This window comes from Cupriavidus sp. Met-2, from assembly GCF_049843575.1.
GTDB lineage: Bacteria > Pseudomonadota > Gammaproteobacteria > Burkholderiales > Burkholderiaceae > Cupriavidus > Cupriavidus metallidurans.
This window is the reverse complement of record NZ_JBBHZL010000008.1, coordinates 283,298-300,549: the sequence shown is the minus strand read 5'-3', so window position 1 is coordinate 300,549 and position 17,252 is coordinate 283,298. Positions and strand designations below refer to the sequence as shown.

General features: G+C 60.4%; 14 protein-coding genes. 7 read left to right on the top strand and 7 right to left on the bottom strand.

Annotated features, from left to right (window positions below; translation table 11 throughout):
* Positions 1–264: 264 nt before the first annotated feature.
* Positions 265–1,818 carry an IS21-like element ISRme9 family transposase gene (gene istA / locus WD006_RS18850; RefSeq protein ID WP_017515619.1) on the top strand — a complete coding sequence of 518 codons (1,554 nt, stop codon included), beginning with the start codon at positions 265–267 and terminating at the stop codon, positions 1,816–1,818.
* A gap of 7 nt (positions 1,819–1,825) precedes the next feature.
* Positions 1,826–2,581: an IS21-like element ISRme9 family helper ATPase IstB gene (istB, locus tag WD006_RS18845; protein ID WP_024569300.1), complete on the top strand. Its 756-nt coding sequence runs from the start codon at positions 1,826–1,828 to the stop codon at positions 2,579–2,581.
* A 193-nt stretch (positions 2,582–2,774) separates the two neighbouring features.
* Here istB and WD006_RS18840 read toward each other — a convergent pair whose 3' ends face one another.
* The 7 genes from WD006_RS18840 to dnaA all read right to left on the bottom strand — a co-directional run bounded on the left by WD006_RS18840 (position 2,775) and on the right by dnaA (position 12,691).
* Positions 2,775–3,482 (bottom strand): hypothetical protein, encoded by a 708-nt coding sequence (locus tag WD006_RS18840; protein WP_375199036.1) that lies wholly within the window; start codon positions 3,480–3,482, stop codon positions 2,775–2,777.
* A gap of 3 nt (positions 3,483–3,485) precedes the next feature.
* Positions 3,486–3,953, bottom strand: a complete 468-nt coding sequence (locus WD006_RS18835; RefSeq protein ID WP_375199035.1) for a hypothetical protein — start codon at positions 3,951–3,953, stop codon at positions 3,486–3,488.
* Between the two features lies 1 nt (position 3,954).
* The gene (locus tag WD006_RS18830; RefSeq protein WP_375199034.1) at positions 3,955–5,979 is read right to left on the bottom strand and encodes an AAA family ATPase; all 2,025 of its coding nucleotides are present in this window, start codon (positions 5,977–5,979) and stop codon (positions 3,955–3,957) included.
* Entirely contained in the window at positions 5,976–6,143 is a 168-nt protein-coding gene (locus WD006_RS18825) for a hypothetical protein (RefSeq protein ID WP_375199033.1), read from the bottom strand. Before WD006_RS18825 ends, WD006_RS18830 begins: the two co-directional genes overlap by 4 nt.
* A gap of 605 nt (positions 6,144–6,748) precedes the next feature.
* Complete coding sequence (gene gyrB / locus WD006_RS18820; protein ID WP_011514937.1) at positions 6,749–9,274, bottom strand: DNA topoisomerase (ATP-hydrolyzing) subunit B; 2,526 nt, start codon at positions 9,272–9,274, stop codon at positions 6,749–6,751.
* A gap of 185 nt (positions 9,275–9,459) precedes the next feature.
* Positions 9,460–10,575, bottom strand: coding sequence for a DNA polymerase III subunit beta (gene dnaN / locus WD006_RS18815; RefSeq protein ID WP_008650852.1), 1,116 nt, complete (start codon positions 10,573–10,575; stop codon positions 9,460–9,462).
* Positions 10,576–10,951: 376 nt separating this feature from the next.
* Positions 10,952–12,691 carry a chromosomal replication initiator protein DnaA gene (gene dnaA / locus WD006_RS18810; RefSeq protein WP_011514936.1) on the bottom strand — a complete coding sequence of 580 codons (1,740 nt, stop codon included), beginning with the start codon at positions 12,689–12,691 and terminating at the stop codon, positions 10,952–10,954.
* Between the two features lie 843 nt (positions 12,692–13,534).
* Between dnaA and rpmH the strand changes: the two genes are divergently transcribed.
* From rpmH to tam, 5 genes are all read left to right on the top strand, one after another.
* Positions 13,535–13,669, top strand: coding sequence for a 50S ribosomal protein L34 (rpmH, locus tag WD006_RS18805; RefSeq protein ID WP_008650850.1), 135 nt, complete (start codon positions 13,535–13,537; stop codon positions 13,667–13,669).
* A 146-nt stretch (positions 13,670–13,815) separates the two neighbouring features.
* Positions 13,816–14,262, top strand: coding sequence for a ribonuclease P protein component (gene rnpA / locus WD006_RS18800; RefSeq protein WP_085960498.1), 447 nt, complete (start codon positions 13,816–13,818; stop codon positions 14,260–14,262).
* Positions 14,263–14,270: 8 nt separating this feature from the next.
* Positions 14,271–14,561, top strand: a complete 291-nt coding sequence (gene yidD / locus WD006_RS18795) for a membrane protein insertion efficiency factor YidD (protein WP_008650848.1) — start codon at positions 14,271–14,273, stop codon at positions 14,559–14,561.
* A 22-nt stretch (positions 14,562–14,583) separates the two neighbouring features.
* The gene (yidC, locus tag WD006_RS18790; RefSeq protein WP_011518027.1) at positions 14,584–16,251 is read left to right on the top strand and encodes a membrane protein insertase YidC; all 1,668 of its coding nucleotides are present in this window, start codon (positions 14,584–14,586) and stop codon (positions 16,249–16,251) included.
* Between the two features lie 133 nt (positions 16,252–16,384).
* On the top strand, positions 16,385–17,155 hold the full coding sequence (gene tam, locus WD006_RS18785; RefSeq protein ID WP_029306819.1) for a trans-aconitate 2-methyltransferase: 771 nt from the start codon (positions 16,385–16,387) through the stop codon (positions 17,153–17,155).
* The last annotated feature ends 97 nt before the right edge of the window (positions 17,156–17,252 follow it).

Here is a 17,252-nt window from a genome sequence, read left to right as displayed (position 1 = left end):
TGCGTATTTCGGGGCGCGTGATCAGCGATTTCGGGGGAACGTGATCACCTGTTTCGGCGGGAAGCTGATCGCTGGTTTCGGCGGAACGTGATCACTTCGGCGACGCCGCCGAAATCGGTGATCACGTTCCCGAAACGAGTGATCACGTTGCCGAAATGGGTGATCACGCACCGTAATGGGGCCGGGCAAGGGCTAGGGGTGGGACTGCGCATGGACTAGAACGCCGGCGATAGGCTGTTTCCTTTTTTGCAAGGAAGCAAGCTGATGCCGGCCAACCGGATGACCATGCGCAAAATCAAGGAAGTGCTTCGCCTGAAGTGGGCGTGTGGCCTTTCGCACCGGCAGATCGCTAGGGCGACGGGTGTGAGTGTTGGCGCTGTCTCGCAGTACGCGGCGATGGCGAAGGCAGCGGGGCTGGATTGGCCGCAAGCGGACAGCCTGAACGAGGATACGCTGGAGCAGCGGCTGTTCGGCGCGCAGAAGCCGGCCAACAGCCCGGGCGGGCGGGTGACGCCGGACTTCCCCTATCTGCATCGCGAGTTGCGCCGCAAGGGCGTGACACTGCAGTTGCTGTGGGAGGAATACCTGGAGGCGAATCCCGGGATACCCATTTACCAATACACGCAGTTCTGCTGCCGTTACCGGGACTGGGCCGCGACGCTCAAGCGGTCGATGCGCCAGCAGCACCGCGCCGGCGAAAAGCTGTTTGCTGACTTCGCCGGTCAGATGGTGCCGATTCTGGATGCCGAGGGCGGCCTTGCCTTCGAAGCCAGCATCTTCGTCGCTGTGCTGGGCGCGTCGAATTACACCTACGCGTGCGCCACCCGGGGGCAGACCACCGCCGACTGGATCGGGGGAATGGTCTGCGCAATGGAATACGCCGGCGGCGTGCCGGAGCTGCTTGTGCCGGACAACCCGCGCGCGCTGGTGGCTCGCCCTGACCGGTACGAGCCGGTGCTGTCCCGGACGGCGGAGGACTTCGTCCATCACTACGGCACGGCCATGCTGCCGGCGCGGCCGCGCAAGCCGCAAGACAAGGCCAAGGTCGAGACCGGCGTGCTGATCGTCGAGCGGTGGATCCTGGCGCGGCTGCGCAACCACCGCTTCTACAGCCTGGGCGAGCTCAACAAGGCCATCAAGAAGCTCGTCGCCGACCTGAACGACCGACCGTTCAAGAAGCTGCCCGGCACGCGCCGGGAGTGGTTCGAGCGGTTGGACCGGCCAGTGCTGCGACCGCTGCCGCCGCGGCGCTACGAAGTGGCAACGTTCAAACAGTGCCGCGTCAACGTCGACTACCACGTCGAGATCGACGGACACTACTACAGCGTGCCGCATGCTCTGGTGCGCAAGGCGGTGGAGGCCCGCGTAACCCGCCACACCATCGAGATCCTGTACGGTGGCAAGCGCGTGGCGCTGCACGCGCGCAATACCCGCAAGGGCAGCCACAGCACGGTGAAGGAACACATGCCGGTGGCCCACCGCGCGCACCTCGAATGGACGCCCGGCCGGCTGCTCAACTGGGCAGCCTCGATTGGGCCCAGCGTCGCCGTCATCGTCGAATACCAGCTCACCCACAAGAGCCATCCCGAGATGGGCTATCGCGCCTGCCTGGGTCTGCTGAGTCTGGCCAAGAAGTATGGCAAGGAACGGCTCGAGGCCGCTTGCGCCCGCGCCGTCGCCATTGGCTCGCTCACGCGCAAGTCGGTGGTCTCCATCCTTGAAAACCATCTGGACCGGCAGGCCACTCTGCCGGTATCGCAAGCCGAGTGGCATTCCCCCATGCACGACAACGTGCGTGGCCCCGACTACTACCATTAGGAAAATTATGCTGATGCAACACACCGTCGGCCAACTCAAAGCCCTCAAGCTCGACGGGATGGCGCGGGCCTTCGAGGAACAGTCCATCCTGGCCGCCAGCGCCAGCCTGCCGTTCGAGGAACGCTTCTCCATGCTGGTCGACCGGGAGATTGCTTGGCGCGACACCCGGCGGCTGGAGCGGCTGCTGCGCTCGGCCAAGCTCAAGCACACCCAGGCATGCCTCGAGGATGTGGTCTATGACGGCAGCCGCGGCCTTGACCAGCGGCTGGTCGCCACCCTGGCCAGTTGCGACTGGATCCGCAATGCTCAGAGCCTCATCCTGACCGGGGCGACCGGTGCCGGCAAGTCCTGGCTGGCCTGTGCGTTTGCCCAGCAGGCCTGTCGGCAGGGATTCTCTGCGCTCTATCTGCGGGTGCCGCGACTGTTCGAGGAACTACAGATCGCCCACGGCGACGGGAGCTTCACCCGCCGCCTGGCGCAGCTCGCGCGCATCGACGTCCTGGTGCTGGACGACTGGGGCCTACAGGAGCCTTCTGAAAGCGCCCGCGGCGATCTGCTTGAAGTTCTGGACGATCGCGTCGGTACCCGGTCAACCATCGTGACCAGCCAGCTCCCGATCGAACATTGGCACCAGTGGTTGAATGATCCGACGCTGGCTGACGCCATCCTGGACCGGCTGGTCCACCAGGCACACAAGGTGCCGCTCAAAGGCGAATCCATGCGCAAGCGCACGTCAACCGACGCCAAGAAACGGGCATCGTGATCACCTACGCTACAATCTCCTGACCGCGCAGTACCACCTTCCTTCCCTGATCACGTTCGCCGAAACCGCTGATCACCTTCACCGAAATCCGCAGTATGGCCACGTCGATCACTCCGAACTCCCGCTCGTTCCCAAGCGGGCAAGTGTTCTATACGTGGGTCAACATTCGATGCAAATACCTGCCGTGGGTGGGTCAGGATTCAGTGCAAATCAACAAGCTCGGCGGCTTACTGTTTTTGGCAATTTCTATTAATTTGGCCCTGGCTGCCTCTGGGAAATCGATGACTATTGTATCGCGCGTGGTGTTGCCCCAGAGACGCTCGAATCCATCGATATATGGTACAAAATGATCACTTAGCTCAGGTCGCCAGCTAGGAAAAACATTTACGGATTCAAAATTAAAATCGGGCAGCAAAGCATACACGGTTTCATTCGCCGAGCCCTGAAATACTAGTTGGTCGCCATTTTGGTCCGTAAAAATCCCAATCTTTTCGTGATACATACCGCGCCGCTTCAGCGCCAACTTGATCTCGAGCAAGCCGTTTGCAACCATCCACGATAGCGCGGTAAGACGATGGTGAACCAGGCGATCTGCCAGTTGCTCGATCGTAGAAATGATCTCGAGGCCAAGTTTCTGCACTAACGGCCGCATTTCATATCCAGCCTGCATCGCATTAAGGTCTTCCTCGCTTATCTCACCGCCGAAGATCAACCTCATTCGCCCGCCGTTCTCGAGCAGTTTTGCGACTCCTTCTGCTGCGTAGGAAAGCATCGCCGAGGAGAAGAACCCCACAGCTCGGTCATAACGAACCGATTGTGACAGCGCAGGAATATAAAAATCCTCAAGTAAGTTATCACTTTCGGATCGATATACTCCCTTCCATTTGCGCAGTCTTAGCATGGTTCAGAACGTAACGTCTTGAATGACCTTCTCAACGCTGACCGTTGAGCTTTTTAAAAAGCCGTGCTTCACCAAGCCGTTCAGAATAGCGTCGACCCCGTAGATATCGGCGGGTGTTTGCGCAATCCATTCGTTGAGGGTCTGTAATCCTGTCGCCGCGTATTCTTCGAAAATTGCCACCATCTCATCTTCGTGCTCGCTCGCCAGAATCGTTGCATCCCGGCTCTCGGTTAGGGCAATAAGATAGACAATGTCTAACGAAGGCCCATGGCTATCAAAGACGCGCCCATCCAACTCCTGGCTTTCACCCGAAAGCTTCGAGCGCGCTCCAACGTGGACCCCAAGTATCGCGCAAAAGCAGAGCAAATCCCGCTGAGTCACAAAAATCGGCCGATTTCCGTGTTGTTGGGATCTTTCTGAAAGCAACCTAAAAGTTTCCTCGTACTTCGCTGGGCGTCGAATATTCTTCATATCACATCACCTCGCGAATCTCTGTCATGTTGCGAGCGCGCTCGTACAGCGTAGTAGCCATGCGCTCACCTCGAATTTCTAGGAAATCCTGCGCCTTTTCCTGCTGCGGTCCGGAGTTATGAGCGATAAGAACATACTCCTTACCTATCCGACCTTCGATTGCTGACAACACCTCTTCACTTCCTTGAGAGGTCGAGACCAACAGGACAACCTGCGGCGACATTTTCGGCACAAAACCAGCCGTGTCGAGTCGATACTTATCATCGAGTTGACCGAAAGGTGAATCGAGTACGAGTGGTGCAACGGTCGCGGGAATATAGGGCCCTGCATCCTTCAGCTTGCTGCGGCTTTCGGCGAGCTGGACGAGTGCAGCAATGAAGGCGAGACTCATTAATTGGTTCTCGCCACTGCTCTTGGGAGAAGGTCTACCGTCGTCCATGAGCAGTCGAATATCAAATGAATCACCGATTTCGATTCGATAGTGCCTTCTTGCCACAAGGCGCAATATTTCATTTACCGCATTCTCGATCTGGCTTCGGGCGTCTTGTTCATACGAACGCTGCAGCTCGACGAGCATCGCCCCAGCGCGTTCAGCAACTTCTTTTCGAACGACTAATCGCCGTGCTTGAACGCTTTCCAAGGCTAAATCAGCAATCTTCCGGTTTAGCGATGATTTCTCGGTGTTCTGGTGCTCAATGTCGCGCTGAACTCGGACCCTTTCCATTTTAGAGCCCTCAAGATCACGAGACACCTGGCGGCGGGCCAACTCTCTCTGCTGTAGCTCCGCGACAGGAAGGTTTTCGAGCTTTGTCTCGACTTCAGCCCTTTGCCGCTCCAGGTTAGATCTGCGTTCGATTAACGTCGCCAATCGTTCCTGATACGAAACGAGCAGCGCCGGAGCTTCCTCTCGCTGTTCTGTAAGAGCTAACACTCGTGAGCGCGCGCGGACAACGCGCTCTAAGATTTCAACGTTTGCAGCATCTTTCAGCAAGCCTTGGACAGCAAGCCATTCCCCTGTCCCTGGCAATAATGGACGGTTGCAAATGCAGTTTTCTGCATGCAAAAGCCCCTTAACGAACTCCTCGTTATAAGGGCTAGGAATACGGCCACGCAGGTTTTCTTCGTCGACAAAATCGAGCGCACGACTTGTGAGCGCCGACGAGACGAGCGCCGATGCCTTGTTGCCAACCCATCTCTCGATGTTAGCTCGGCATTCAGCAATTTGGAATTCGGCATCGTTCAGCTGCCCAACTATTCCCTTACGCTCCGCTTCGAGCTGTGCGGATTCTTGAGCCTCTGCGAGCTTTTGCTCAATACTGGCAAGCTGGTCCTCGAGCGAACCAATCGTCTCGCTCAACTCCTCAACTCTTTGCTCGTTCTGTGCAATCTTTTTCTCAAGGTCAAGAACACTGTCTTCAAGCTGGGTAATTTCGGACGCGTTGGGAAGCTGCGCCAACTCCACGCCGAATGCGCGTTCAATCGATTTTAGGTCGGCGATCGTTTCAATTACAAGCGACGATCCAAGAACATTGCGGATTGCCTCTGAGATTGCTTTGGAATTCGTCTGAGACGCATAAGTCTCGGCCTGCTCACCATCAAAGAAGAAATAGCGAGCCATTTCCTTTGGAATGACCGAATTGATAAATGCGCTGGGATTCGGAATCGCTTCCGAGAATGTGCCGTTTGGATTTACCTTGACTATGGAGAAACGAGTTCTCCCATTTCCACGCGTAAAATCTCGTTTTGCGAGATAAATTGAATCTTCGTGTTCGAATGTAACCTCTACCGTCGCAGTCTGGACACCCTCTTTTTCTGCGACGTAATTAAGGATCTGTTCTTTTTCTTCGAATTTTGACGTCGTTTCTTCAAAAAGCGCCCAAAGGACGGCGTTGAGTATGGTCGTCTTTCCAACACCATTCTCGGCATGAATGAGGGTTACGTTCTTGCTGCCGGGTGGCGCGATATGGATGCTTTGATCCCCAAAGAATTGACGGAAGTTCTGAAGTCGAATCCGATCCAATCTCATTTGGGCGCACCTTCTAGTTGTTCCGCGACCATCCTTTCGAGAAGACGTTTCAATTCCTCTCGGCGCGCACGTTGAACACCAGTTTGCTCATGCGCATAGCGTTTTTCTAATAGTAGAGCTTGACCTAAAAATTTTTCCAGGAAATCAGGAGTGATCGGTTGCATGTGCACCATCCTTTTTTCAAATTCTTATCGATTCCGTCGAACAAATTTTTAGAAGCGCTCGGCGCAGCTCTGGGCATGGCGCTTGCCAAAGCACCAGGCCAATTTGCTTGCGCTGGCACTTCATGTCCAAGTTGGAGCCCAACTCCTTTCTCCCTCTCGCACCCAAAATTGCTAAGATGACTTTCCAGTGCGATCCGACACTTGGCACGCACTCTTCTTAGCCATCTACTTGCACTCCCGTACCATTCCACCCTCTTGCCCCAACCCGCAGTACAGACCTCTCAGCGCAACACCCTGCGGGCTAGTCTCATCAATACTGAACTATTGGTCTCACAACAGTGCACGAGTCTTGCTAATTCCGGTTCCCTGCAAGTTCTAGCCTGGGCCCTTCTCCCTCTTTCCTTCAGTGGGCGACTAGTCGGACGAGGGTTATCTGGTCGCACTCGCGCAGATAGCCAGCCCACTTCTCCCGTCCCAGGCTGCGGGGTACGCTTCGTCAGTCGCAGCGCAACAGGCTGCGGGCTAGTCTCATCAATACTGAATCCTCAGTCTCACAAAAACGCGCGTAGTCTCACGAATTCCGGTTCCCTACACATCCGACACAATCAAACATCAATATTCCGAGCCACCAGCGCATTCGACTCGATAAAGTTCCGGCGCGGTTCCACCTCGTCGCCCATCAGTGTCGTGAAGATCTGGTCGGCGGCGATGGCGTCTTCGATCTGGACCCTCAGCAGGCGGCGCTGCGTGACGTCGAGCGTGGTTTCGAAGAGCTGCTCGGGGTTCATTTCGCCCAGGCCCTTGTAGCGCTGGCGCGAGACGCCGCGTTCGGCTTCGGAGAGTAGCCACTGCATGGCCTGGTGGAAGTCTGCGACGGTCTGTTCGCGCATCTTCTCGCCTTCGCCGCGGCGAACCTTGGTGCCGTCCGGGATCAGGCCCTGGAAGGTCGTGGCCGCGCGGGCGAGTGCCGCGTAGTCGGCGCCGTGGACGAAGTCCGCATCCACGTGTGACAGACGCACGTTGCCATGATGGCGACGCGCGATCATCAGGCGGTGCTTGTCGGTCTTCTCGTCGAACTGGGCATAGACGTCGGCGGTGCCGTCGTCGTTGACCGCGGCGCCGAGCAGCGTCTTGGCGTGCATCTCGGCGAGCTTGGCCTTCAGCGCCACGGCCGAGGCTTCGGCTGCGGCGGCGTTGTCGAGGTCGAGCGCCACGCCGTCGGCGATCGCGCGTAGCGCGTCCACATCGACGATGCGCGACAGGCGGCCGATCACGCCTTCGGCGAGCTGGTACTGGCGTGCCAGTTCGGTCAGGGCTTCACCGTTGATCTCGCTGCCATCCGGGCGGCTGAGCGAAGCCTTTTCCATTGCCAGCTTCAGCATGTAGGCGTTCAGCTCGTTGTCGTCCTTGATGTAGCGCTCTTCCTTGCCGTGCTTGATCTTGTAGAGCGGCGGCTGGGCGATGTACACGTAGCCGCGCTCGATGATGTCCGGCATCTGGCGATAGAAGAACGTCAGCAGCAGTGTGCGGATGTGCGAGCCGTCCACGTCCGCATCGGTCATGATGATGATGCGGTGGTAGCGCAGCTTCTCGAGGTTGTAGTCCTCCTTGCCGATGCCGGTGCCCAGTGCCGTGATCAGCGTCAGCACTTCCTGGCTCGACAGCATCTTGTCGAAGCGCGCGCGTTCCACGTTCAGGATCTTGCCCTTGAGCGGCAGGATCGCCTGGAACTTGCGGTCGCGGCCCTGCTTGGCGGAGCCGCCTGCGGAGTCACCCTCGACGAGGAACAGCTCGGACATCGCCGGATCCTTCTCCTGGCAGTCCGCGAGCTTGCCGGGCAGGCCCATGCCGTCCATGACGCCCTTGCGGCGCGTCATTTCGCGGGCCTTGCGCGCGGCTTCGCGGGCGCGGGCCGCATCGACGATCTTGCCGCAGATGATCTTGGCGTCGTTCGGCGTTTCCAGCAGGAAGTCGGTCAGCGCCTTGCCGACGAGCTCTTCCACAGGCAGGCGCACTTCGGAGGAAACGAGCTTGTCCTTGGTCTGCGAGCTGAACTTCGGCTCGGGTACCTTCACGGACAGCACGCAGGCCAGGCCTTCGCGCATGTCGTCGCCGGAGGTTTCGACCTTCGCCTTCTTGGCGACCTCGTTTTCTTCGATGTACTTGTTGATGACACGGGTCATCGCCGCGCGCAAGCCGGTCAGGTGGGTACCGCCGTCACGCTGCGGAATGTTGTTCGTGAAGCAGAGCACCTGCTCGTTGTAGCCATCGTTCCACTGCATGGCCACTTCCACGCTGATGCCATCCTTCTCGGCGTTCGCGTAGAAAATGTTCGGGTGCAGCGTGGTCTTCGAGCGGTTGATGTACTCGACGAAACCCTTCACGCCACCGGAGAACGCGAAGTCCTCTTCCTTGCCCGTGCGCTGGTCCACCAGCTTGATATGCACGCCGTTGTTCAGGAACGAGAGTTCGCGGATGCGCTTGGACAGCACTTCGTAGTGGAACTCGACGTTCGTGAAGATTTCCTCGTCGGCCAGGAAGTGCACTTCGGTGCCGCGCTTGTCGGTCGCACCGATGACCTTCATCGGCGACACTTCAACGGGCTGGCCGTCCGGGCCGGTCACCGTCTCGATAACGCGGTTCTGTACTTCACCCTTCGCGAACTCGATCAGGTTGACCTGGCCATCGCGGCGCACGGTCAGGCGCAGCCACTTCGACAGCGCGTTCACGCAGGACACGCCCACGCCATGCAGGCCGCCCGAAACCTTGTAGCTGTTCTGGTTGAACTTGCCGCCGGCGTGCAGTTCGGTCATGGCGATTTCCGCCGCGCTGCGCTTCGGCTCGTGCTTGTCGTCGAACTTCACGGCCGGCGGAATGCCGCGGCCGTTGTCGACGATCGAGATCGAGTTGTCGCTGTGGATCGTGACCTGGATCTCGGTGCAATAACCGGCCAGGGCTTCGTCGATCGAGTTGTCGAGTACCTCGAACACGAGGTGGTGCAAGCCGGTGCCGTCGGACGTATCGCCGATGTACATGCCGGGACGCTTGCGTACCGCCTCCAGGCCTTCCAGGATCTGGATCGAAGAGGCGCCGTAAGAGTTTTCCTGCTGCGGTTTCTGCTGATCGGTCATGTCTTTCTACTCACGATACTGACGGCAAAAAGCGGAAAACCGAACCTGCGCCAAAAATGCGGCGGGTGCGGTAGATCCGCGTTTCGCGGGTTACTTAAAAACGGCAAAAGGGGCGGATCGGTTCGATCCGGCCCCTGCTGCGGTGTGTGCCCGATTGTGGTCTGGATGGCGTCTGATGGTGGCCATCAAATGCGCATCGGCATGACGACATACTTGAAGTTGTCGTCTTCCGGCACCGTAATCAGCGCGCTCGAATTGGAGTCGCCGAGGCTGACCTGCACCTGCTCGCTCTTCAGGTTGGCGAGCACATCGAGCAGATAGGTCACGTTAAAGCCGATATCGAGCGCATCGCCCGAATAATCGAGTTCCAGCTCTTCCTGCGCCTCTTCCTGATCGGCGTTGGTGGAGCTGATCTTCAGCACGTGCGTATCGAGAATGCAACGCACGCCCTTGAACTTGTCGGTAGTCAGAATCGCCGTGCGTTGCAGCGCCTGTTGCAGTTGCACGCGGTCGATCGCAAACGCGTTCTTGTAGCCCTTCGGGATCACGCGCTGGAAGTCCGGGAACTTGCCTTCCACCAGCTTGCTGATCAGTTCGATATTGGCGAAGGTGAACTTGACCTGATTGGCGGCCAGTTGCACCTGCACGGGATCATCGGTGTCTTCCAGCAGGCGTTGCAGTTCCAGGATGGTCTTGCGCGGGATGATCACTTCCTGGCGCGAACCGACGCCGGTCGCTTCATTCTCGAGCTCCACGCCGCAGTACGCCAGGCGGTGACCGTCGGTCGCCACGGCCATGACCTTCTTGCCATCGACCACCAGCAGCATCCCGTTCAGGTAGTAACGGATGTCCTGCTGCGCCATGGCGAAGTGGACCATCGCCAGCAGATGCTTGAACGTCTTCTGCGGCAGGCTCACGCTGGCGTTGAATTCGGCGGCTTCGGCAACGGTCGGGAATTCTTCCGCGGCCAGCGTCTGCAGCGCAAACCTGCTCTTGCCCGACTGCACGGTCATGCGCTTGTCGTTCAGCGACAGCGCCACGTCGCCGTCAGGCATCGCGCGCAGGATGTCCAGCAGCTTGCGCGCGGCCACGGTGGTCGCCACGCTGTCGCTACCGACACCGCATTCGGCATGGGTCGTGATCTGGATCTCGATGTCGGTCGAGAGGAAGGATACGTTCGAGCCGGACTTGCGAATCAGCAGGTTGGCCAGGATCGGGAGGGTGTGGCGGCGCTCCACGATGCCGCTCACGATTTGCAGCGGACGCAGCAGATTGTCTCGCGAGGTTTTGACCAATTGCATTGAATTTATCCTTCGTCGTTTGTCGATAGCGACCGCAGGGTTTCGCACAACTCCAAATTCACTTAGGAATCAAGGAGTTAATGTCGCATTGTACCAAGGATAAGCCGCTGCGGTGAAGCGGGGCGAACCCGGCACGGCGTCCGGTTGTGCACAAAATGCCACATTCCGCCGCCAACCTCTGCCAATCCGTCCCGACTCACCGCAAAGCCTTATCTGAGGCCAGATTCCCGCGATCCAACAGTTTACCGGCGCCCGCTTGCCGTCGGACGCGCACCCAGTAGTATGCCAGCCCGGCAAGGCTGGCTCTCGAAATCGTCGATGAGCCGCTTTCGGCAGGCTGCGGCGCCGCATTCGGCGCACGCAACCTGCACGTGTGTCAGCCCTTGAGCGTCTGTTCCAGCACGTGCAACTCGTGATTGAGCTGCGCGTCCTTGCTACGCTCTTCGGCAATCTTGCGCACGGCGTGAAGCACCGTGGTGTGATCGCGCCCGCCGAACAACTCGCCGATCTCCGGCAGACTCTTCTGCGTCAGTTCCTTCGCCAGATACATCGCGATCTGGCGCGGCCGCGCGATATTGGCGGGCCGCTTCTTGGAATACATGTCCGCGACCTTGATGTTGTAGAAATCTGCGCAGGTCTTCTGGATGTTCTCCACGGAGATCTGGCGATTCTGCACGGTCAGCAGGTCCTTCAGCGCTTCACGCGTGACATCGATCGTGATGTCCTTGCCATGGAAGTTCGAGAACGCCAGGATCTTGCGCAGCGCGCCTTCCAGCTCGCGCACGTTCGACCGCAGGTGCTTGGCCACGAAGAAGGCCACTTCCTCGGGCACGCTCACGTTCTCGGCGGCGGCCTTCTTCATCAGAATGGCGACGCGCATCTCCAGCTCGGGCGGCTCGATCGCCACAGTCAGGCCGGAGTCGAAACGCGAAATCAGCCGGTCGTCGATGCCGGTGATCTCCTTCGGATAGGTATCACTGGTGATGATCACCTGGGCGCGATTGGCGATCAGCGCCTCGAATGCGTAGAAGAATTCTTCCTGCGTGCGGTTCTTGCCGGAGAAGAACTGAATATCATCGATCAGCAGCAGGTCCAGCGAGTGGTAATAGCGCTTGAACTCGTCGAACGCCTTGCGCTGGTAGGCCTTCACCACGTCGGAAACGTACTGCTCCGCATGGATGTACCGGATGCGCGCGCGCGGGTTCTCCATCAGCATGAAGTTGCCAATCGCGTGAATCAGGTGAGTCTTGCCGAGGCCAACGCCGCCGTACAGGTAGAGCGGGTTGTACGACTTGCCCGGGTTGTTGGCCACCTGGATCGCCGCGGCACGCGCGAGCTGGTTGGCCTTGCCGGTGACGAAGTTGTCGAACGTCAGGATCGGGTTCAGGCGCGAGCGCTCGTGCACCGTGTCGCTCTGCTGCTGCGCCCCGGCCGGCGCTGCCGGCTGCGGCGACGGCACGCGATAGGAGCGGGCGCTGGCTTCGGCCGGGTCCATCTGGGCCACGTCGATCTCGCCCATGTCCGGCAAATGCGCGGCCGAATTGCCCTGAAGCGGATGCCCGGTGGGTGCCGCGCCGCGTCCCTGCGCGGACTGCTGCGACTGGGAATAGGGCGTTTGTCCACCCGCCGCGCCGCCATAGCCAGCGGGCGCGCCATTGGACTGGCTGGGATAGTCGGGATATCCAGCCATCTGGTTCGGATGCGCGCCGGGAACCTGCGCGCCAGCCGGCCCGTAGGATTGGCCTCCGGCCATGCCAGCCATGCCCGGATAAGGCGCATGGCCTGCGCCCATGGCCGTACCCATTGCAGCGGGCGCATCCTGGCCCTGTTGCATTGCTTGCTGGGTATATGCGGCCGCGCGCCCCGATGCAGCGGGGTCGAGCACGAAGTGAACGCTAACCTGCGTTTCCCAGTACTCGCACGCAAGGGCCGTGATCCGACCCGAAAATTGGCTCTTGACCCAGTCAAGCTTGAAGCGATTGGGCGCGGCAATCCGCAGCGCATGCGCTTCCTCGTCGAAGGCCACGGGCGCCAACGGCTTGATCCAGGTCTTGAACTGTTGCGGCGTCAGTTCGCGCTCGAGTTGCGCGGCTGCTGCCTGCCAGAAATCTTGCATGTGTTCTTCTAAGTGATCACATCCTTGCGGACGTGTCACGAGTATCGCAACGTACGCGCGCCACGGACTCTGCCCTGCCAAGCCGTCTCCGCGTCATTCCCAAACGCGTCAACGACAACAGGCCGTCCACGTGCCCGAGGCATCGTAACGGCGTCGATCTAACGGTATACATGGCGGTATACCAAAGGCAGGAAGTCCGGGTTGTGCGTGCGCCACGCAAGCCCGTGTGGTGTTTGGACCGGGATTGTACCCCCCTGCCCAAGTTATCCACAAAGGATAACCCTGTGGACAAGTTGTGAAAATTCAGTGGATTGCTGTGCACAACCATGTCAGAAGCCGTTCTCGGTACAAGGCAAAAACGACCAATTGGCTATCGAAAACAATGACTTGATTGCTGTCGGTAATGCGTATGGATGACCGGGAATACCCACAGAGTTACCCACTGCGACTTGTGGACAATGGCGCACCACGTCGGCGTGACGGATTCGCCGCCGCCACCGGCCTCAACCATCGGACGCCTTGACAGGCTCAACGAATATCGGTTAAATGGCGGGTTCTGCGATGCGGCAGGGGATCACGTATGCGCATCGCCGGGTCTGGCCCGTACCGTGCGTGTGAACCATGTGCGGCATCAGGCAAGCGGCCTGATCCCCGCCGGCGCTTCGTCCAATGTGGCGATGCCAGCGGCGGCCGGCAGCAAGACAGAACCAGAATCGTCGGCAAGGCCGCAGCTTTCCCAGAGTCTGCATCGCGGCACAGCCCCATGCGAACCATACGCGGCGGCCAAGGCGCCCCGGCAAATCGCCGGCGCCCGGAAAGCCCGGATCAACCAGAGAGTGCAACATGAAACGTACCTATCAACCTTCCGTTACCCGCCGCAAGCGTACCCATGGTTTCCGCGTGCGCATGAAGACCCGTGGCGGCCGTGCCGTGATCAACGCACGCCGCGCCAAGGGCCGCAAGCGCCTGGCGATCTGAGTGCCGGGCGACCGGCCCGGGCGGTGAACGTCGGGTTGCGCGATTCGCGCTGCCTCGATGAAAGCCTGCCCGGCCAAGCGCCTCGCACTCAGGATGGCCGGGAGCACTGCCCGTCGAAGCCCAGCTTGCCGCTAGCTTTGCCAAGCGTGTCGAACCATGCCTTTCCCAAAGCCGCGAGGCTCACAAAGACGGATGAGTTTTCATCCGTTTTTGCTTTGCGGCCCCGGCGTCGCACTACGCACTTCGTGCTGTACGTGCGCGCCAACGGCCAGGCGCAGGCCCGGCTGGGCATCGTCGTCGGCAAGAAATTCGCACCACGCGCGGCCGAGCGTAATCTCGTGAAGCGCATGGTGCGGGAACTGTTTCGGAGCCGGCAGGCCCAATTCGCGGGCCGCGATATTCTGCTGCGCCTGCAAGCGAAGTTTCCGCGCGCGGAGTTCTCCAGCCGGGTTGCAATCCGCAAGGCCTGCCATGCGGAGATCAGCGGATTGCTGGACGTGGCGGCCAAGCCGCTACCCGTTGCGCCCGCCGTACCCACGGCACCGCCGACGGCTTCTGCGGATGTGCCCACCACGCCCGAGGCGCCTGCCTGACCACCACCATGAAGCGAATCCTGCTTGCCCTGCTGCGCATCTACAAGATCGCCCTGAGTCCTTACCTGGGCTCGCAGTGCCGCTTCCTGCCCACATGTTCCGACTATGCCCGCGACGCCATCGTGCAGCACGGCGCGGCGCGCGGCACCTGGATGGCGGCGTGCAGACTCTGTCGCTGCCACCCATTCACAAAGGGCGGGTATGATCCCGTGCCTGCAACACACGGGACCGCCGCGGCGCCCCCGGCATCCGCCGCGCCAGGCCGCCCGCCTGTCACGGTCCGGCTTCCCAGACCCTGATTTCCTCCGACCATAGCGAGACATGGATATCAAACGCACCATCCTGTGGGTCATCTTCTCGATGTCCCTCGTGCTGCTCTACGACAACTGGCAGCGCGCCAACGGCCACGCGTCGATGTTCTTCCCGAGCGCCAACACGCAGCAGGCCGCCCCGGCCGGCGCTGGTGGCGCTACGCCTCAGGCCGACGTGCCCAAGGCGAACGCGACGAACGCAGCCCCTGGAACGGTTCCGGCAGCGCCGCAAGCGGCTGCACAGCCGGTCGGCGAGAAGGTCACCGTGACTACCGACGAGGTGCGCGCCGAGATCGACACGGCCGGCGGCATCCTGTCGCGCCTGGAACTGCTCAACGAGCATGAGAAGGATGGCGCGCCGGTCGTCCTGCTTGAACGCGACGTCAATCGCACCTACCTGGCCCGCTCCGGCCTGATCGGTGGCGACCTGCCGAACCACACCACCGTGTTCACGGTGGCGCCGGGCGCGCGCACGCTGGCACCGGGCCAGGACAAGCTCGACGTAGTGCTGACCGCCGAGAAGAACGGCGTGAAGTTCGTCAAGACCTACACGTTCCACAAGGGCAGCTACGTGGTCGACACGCGCTTCGACGTGACCAACACGGGCACCGCGGCGGTTTCGCCGACGCTGTACCTGGAACTGGCGCGTGATGGCAGCAAGGTCGAGAAATCGCAGTTCTACAGCACGTTCACGGGCCCGGCGATCTACACGAACGCCGACAAGTACCACAAGCTCACCTTCGAAGACATCGCCAAGGGCAAGGCCACCGTGCCGGCCGCCACCGACAACGGCTGGGTGGCGATGGTGCAGCACTACTTCGCATCGGCCTGGATTCCGCAGACCGGCAAGCAGCACAGCTTCTACGCCGAGCAGATCGACCCGAACCTGTACCGCGTGGGTATCCAGCAACCGCTGGGTCAACTGGCCCCGGGCGCAACGGTCAGCACCGATGCCCGCCTGTTCGCCGGCCCGCAGGAAGAACGCATGCTCGAGCAGATCACCCCGGGCCTGGAACTGGTGAAGGACTACGGCTGGCTGACTATCCTGGCCAAGCCGCTGTTCTGGCTGCTGGAAAAGCTGCACGGCTTCCTGGGTAACTGGGGCTGGTCGATCATCGGGCTGACCGTGCTGATCAAGCTCGTGTTCTTCCCGCTGTCGGCTGCCAGCTACAAGTCGATGGGCAAGATGAAGGACCTGCAGCCCCGCATGACGGCCATCCGCGAGCGCCACAAGGGCGATCCGCAGAAGATGAACCAGGAAATGATGGCGCTGTACCGCACCGAGAAGGTCAATCCGCTCGGCGGCTGCCTGCCCATCGTGATCCAGATTCCGGTGTTCATCGCGCTGTACTGGGTGCTGCTGTCGTCGGTGGAAATGCGCGGCGCGCCGTGGCTGGGCTGGATTCACGATCTGTCGGTGCCGGATCCGTTCTACATCCTGCCGATCGTGATGGCCGTGTCGATGTTCGTGCAGACCCGACTGAACCCGACCCCGCCGGACCCCGTGCAGGCCAAGGTCATGATGATCATGCCGCTGGTGTTCTCGTTCATGTTCTTCTTCTTCCCGGCCGGCCTGGTGCTGTACTGGGTGGTGAACAACATCCTGTCGATCGCCCAGCAATGGCAGATCAACCGGATGCTCGGCAAGGGCAAGACGGCTGCGGTAGCCAAGAGCTGATCACCGCCGATCCGACCCCGAACCTGGAAAAACCCGGCCTCCTGCCGGGTTTTTTCTTTTTCGGCGCACGTCACTAGTCTTATATCTTATATAAGACTAGAATCCCCTTCACCAAGACGAAAGGGGATACGCCATGACCTGGTCGGCCAGCCAATACGTGCAATTCGAGGATGAACGGACCCGCCCCGTGCGGGATCTGGTCGGGGCGATCCCCACCGCCAGCGCGCGGCGGGCCGCCGATGTCGGCTGCGGCCCGGGCAACTCCACCGAAGTACTGGCCGCGCGCTACGCCGGCGCCGAGGTAACGGGGTTCGACAGCGACGCGGACATGATTGCGGCGGCACGCAAACGCCTGCCGGACCTGCGCCTCGATATCGCCGACGTCACCGCCTGGAATGACCCCGGCCCCTACGACGTGATCCTGGCCAATGCCGTGTTCCAGTGGGTGCCAGATCACGCCACGCTGTTTCCCTCGCTGATCGACAAGCTGGCGCCGGGCGGCAGCCTGGCCGTGCAGATGCCGGACAACCTCAACGAGCCGCCGCACCAGTTGATGCGCGAGACAGCGCTGAACGGCCCGTGGGCGAACAAGCTCGCCAAGGCCGCCGAGGCCCGCACGCCGCTGGCCAACGAGCGCTGGTACTACGAACTGCTCAAACCGCACTGCACACGCGTGGACATCTGGCGCACGATCTACCAACATCCGCTCAAGGGCGGCCCGGCGGCCATCGTCGAGTGGTTCAAGGGCAGCGGCTTGCGGCCGTTCCTGGCGCCTCTGACCGAAGATGAGAAGGCCGAATACCTGAAGCGATATGAGGCGGCAGTGGCCAAGGTCTTTCCGGCCATGTCCGATGGCACGGTCCTGCTGCCGTTCCCGCGCGTGTTCATCGTCGCAACGCGCTAGGAAGCCTCCACGGAACATGGCGTTGGTATCACGTGCGTCGTCGCCTACACTGCAGTGACGCCTTGCAGTCTCCTCGTGTCCAAGCTGTGCGCAGAGA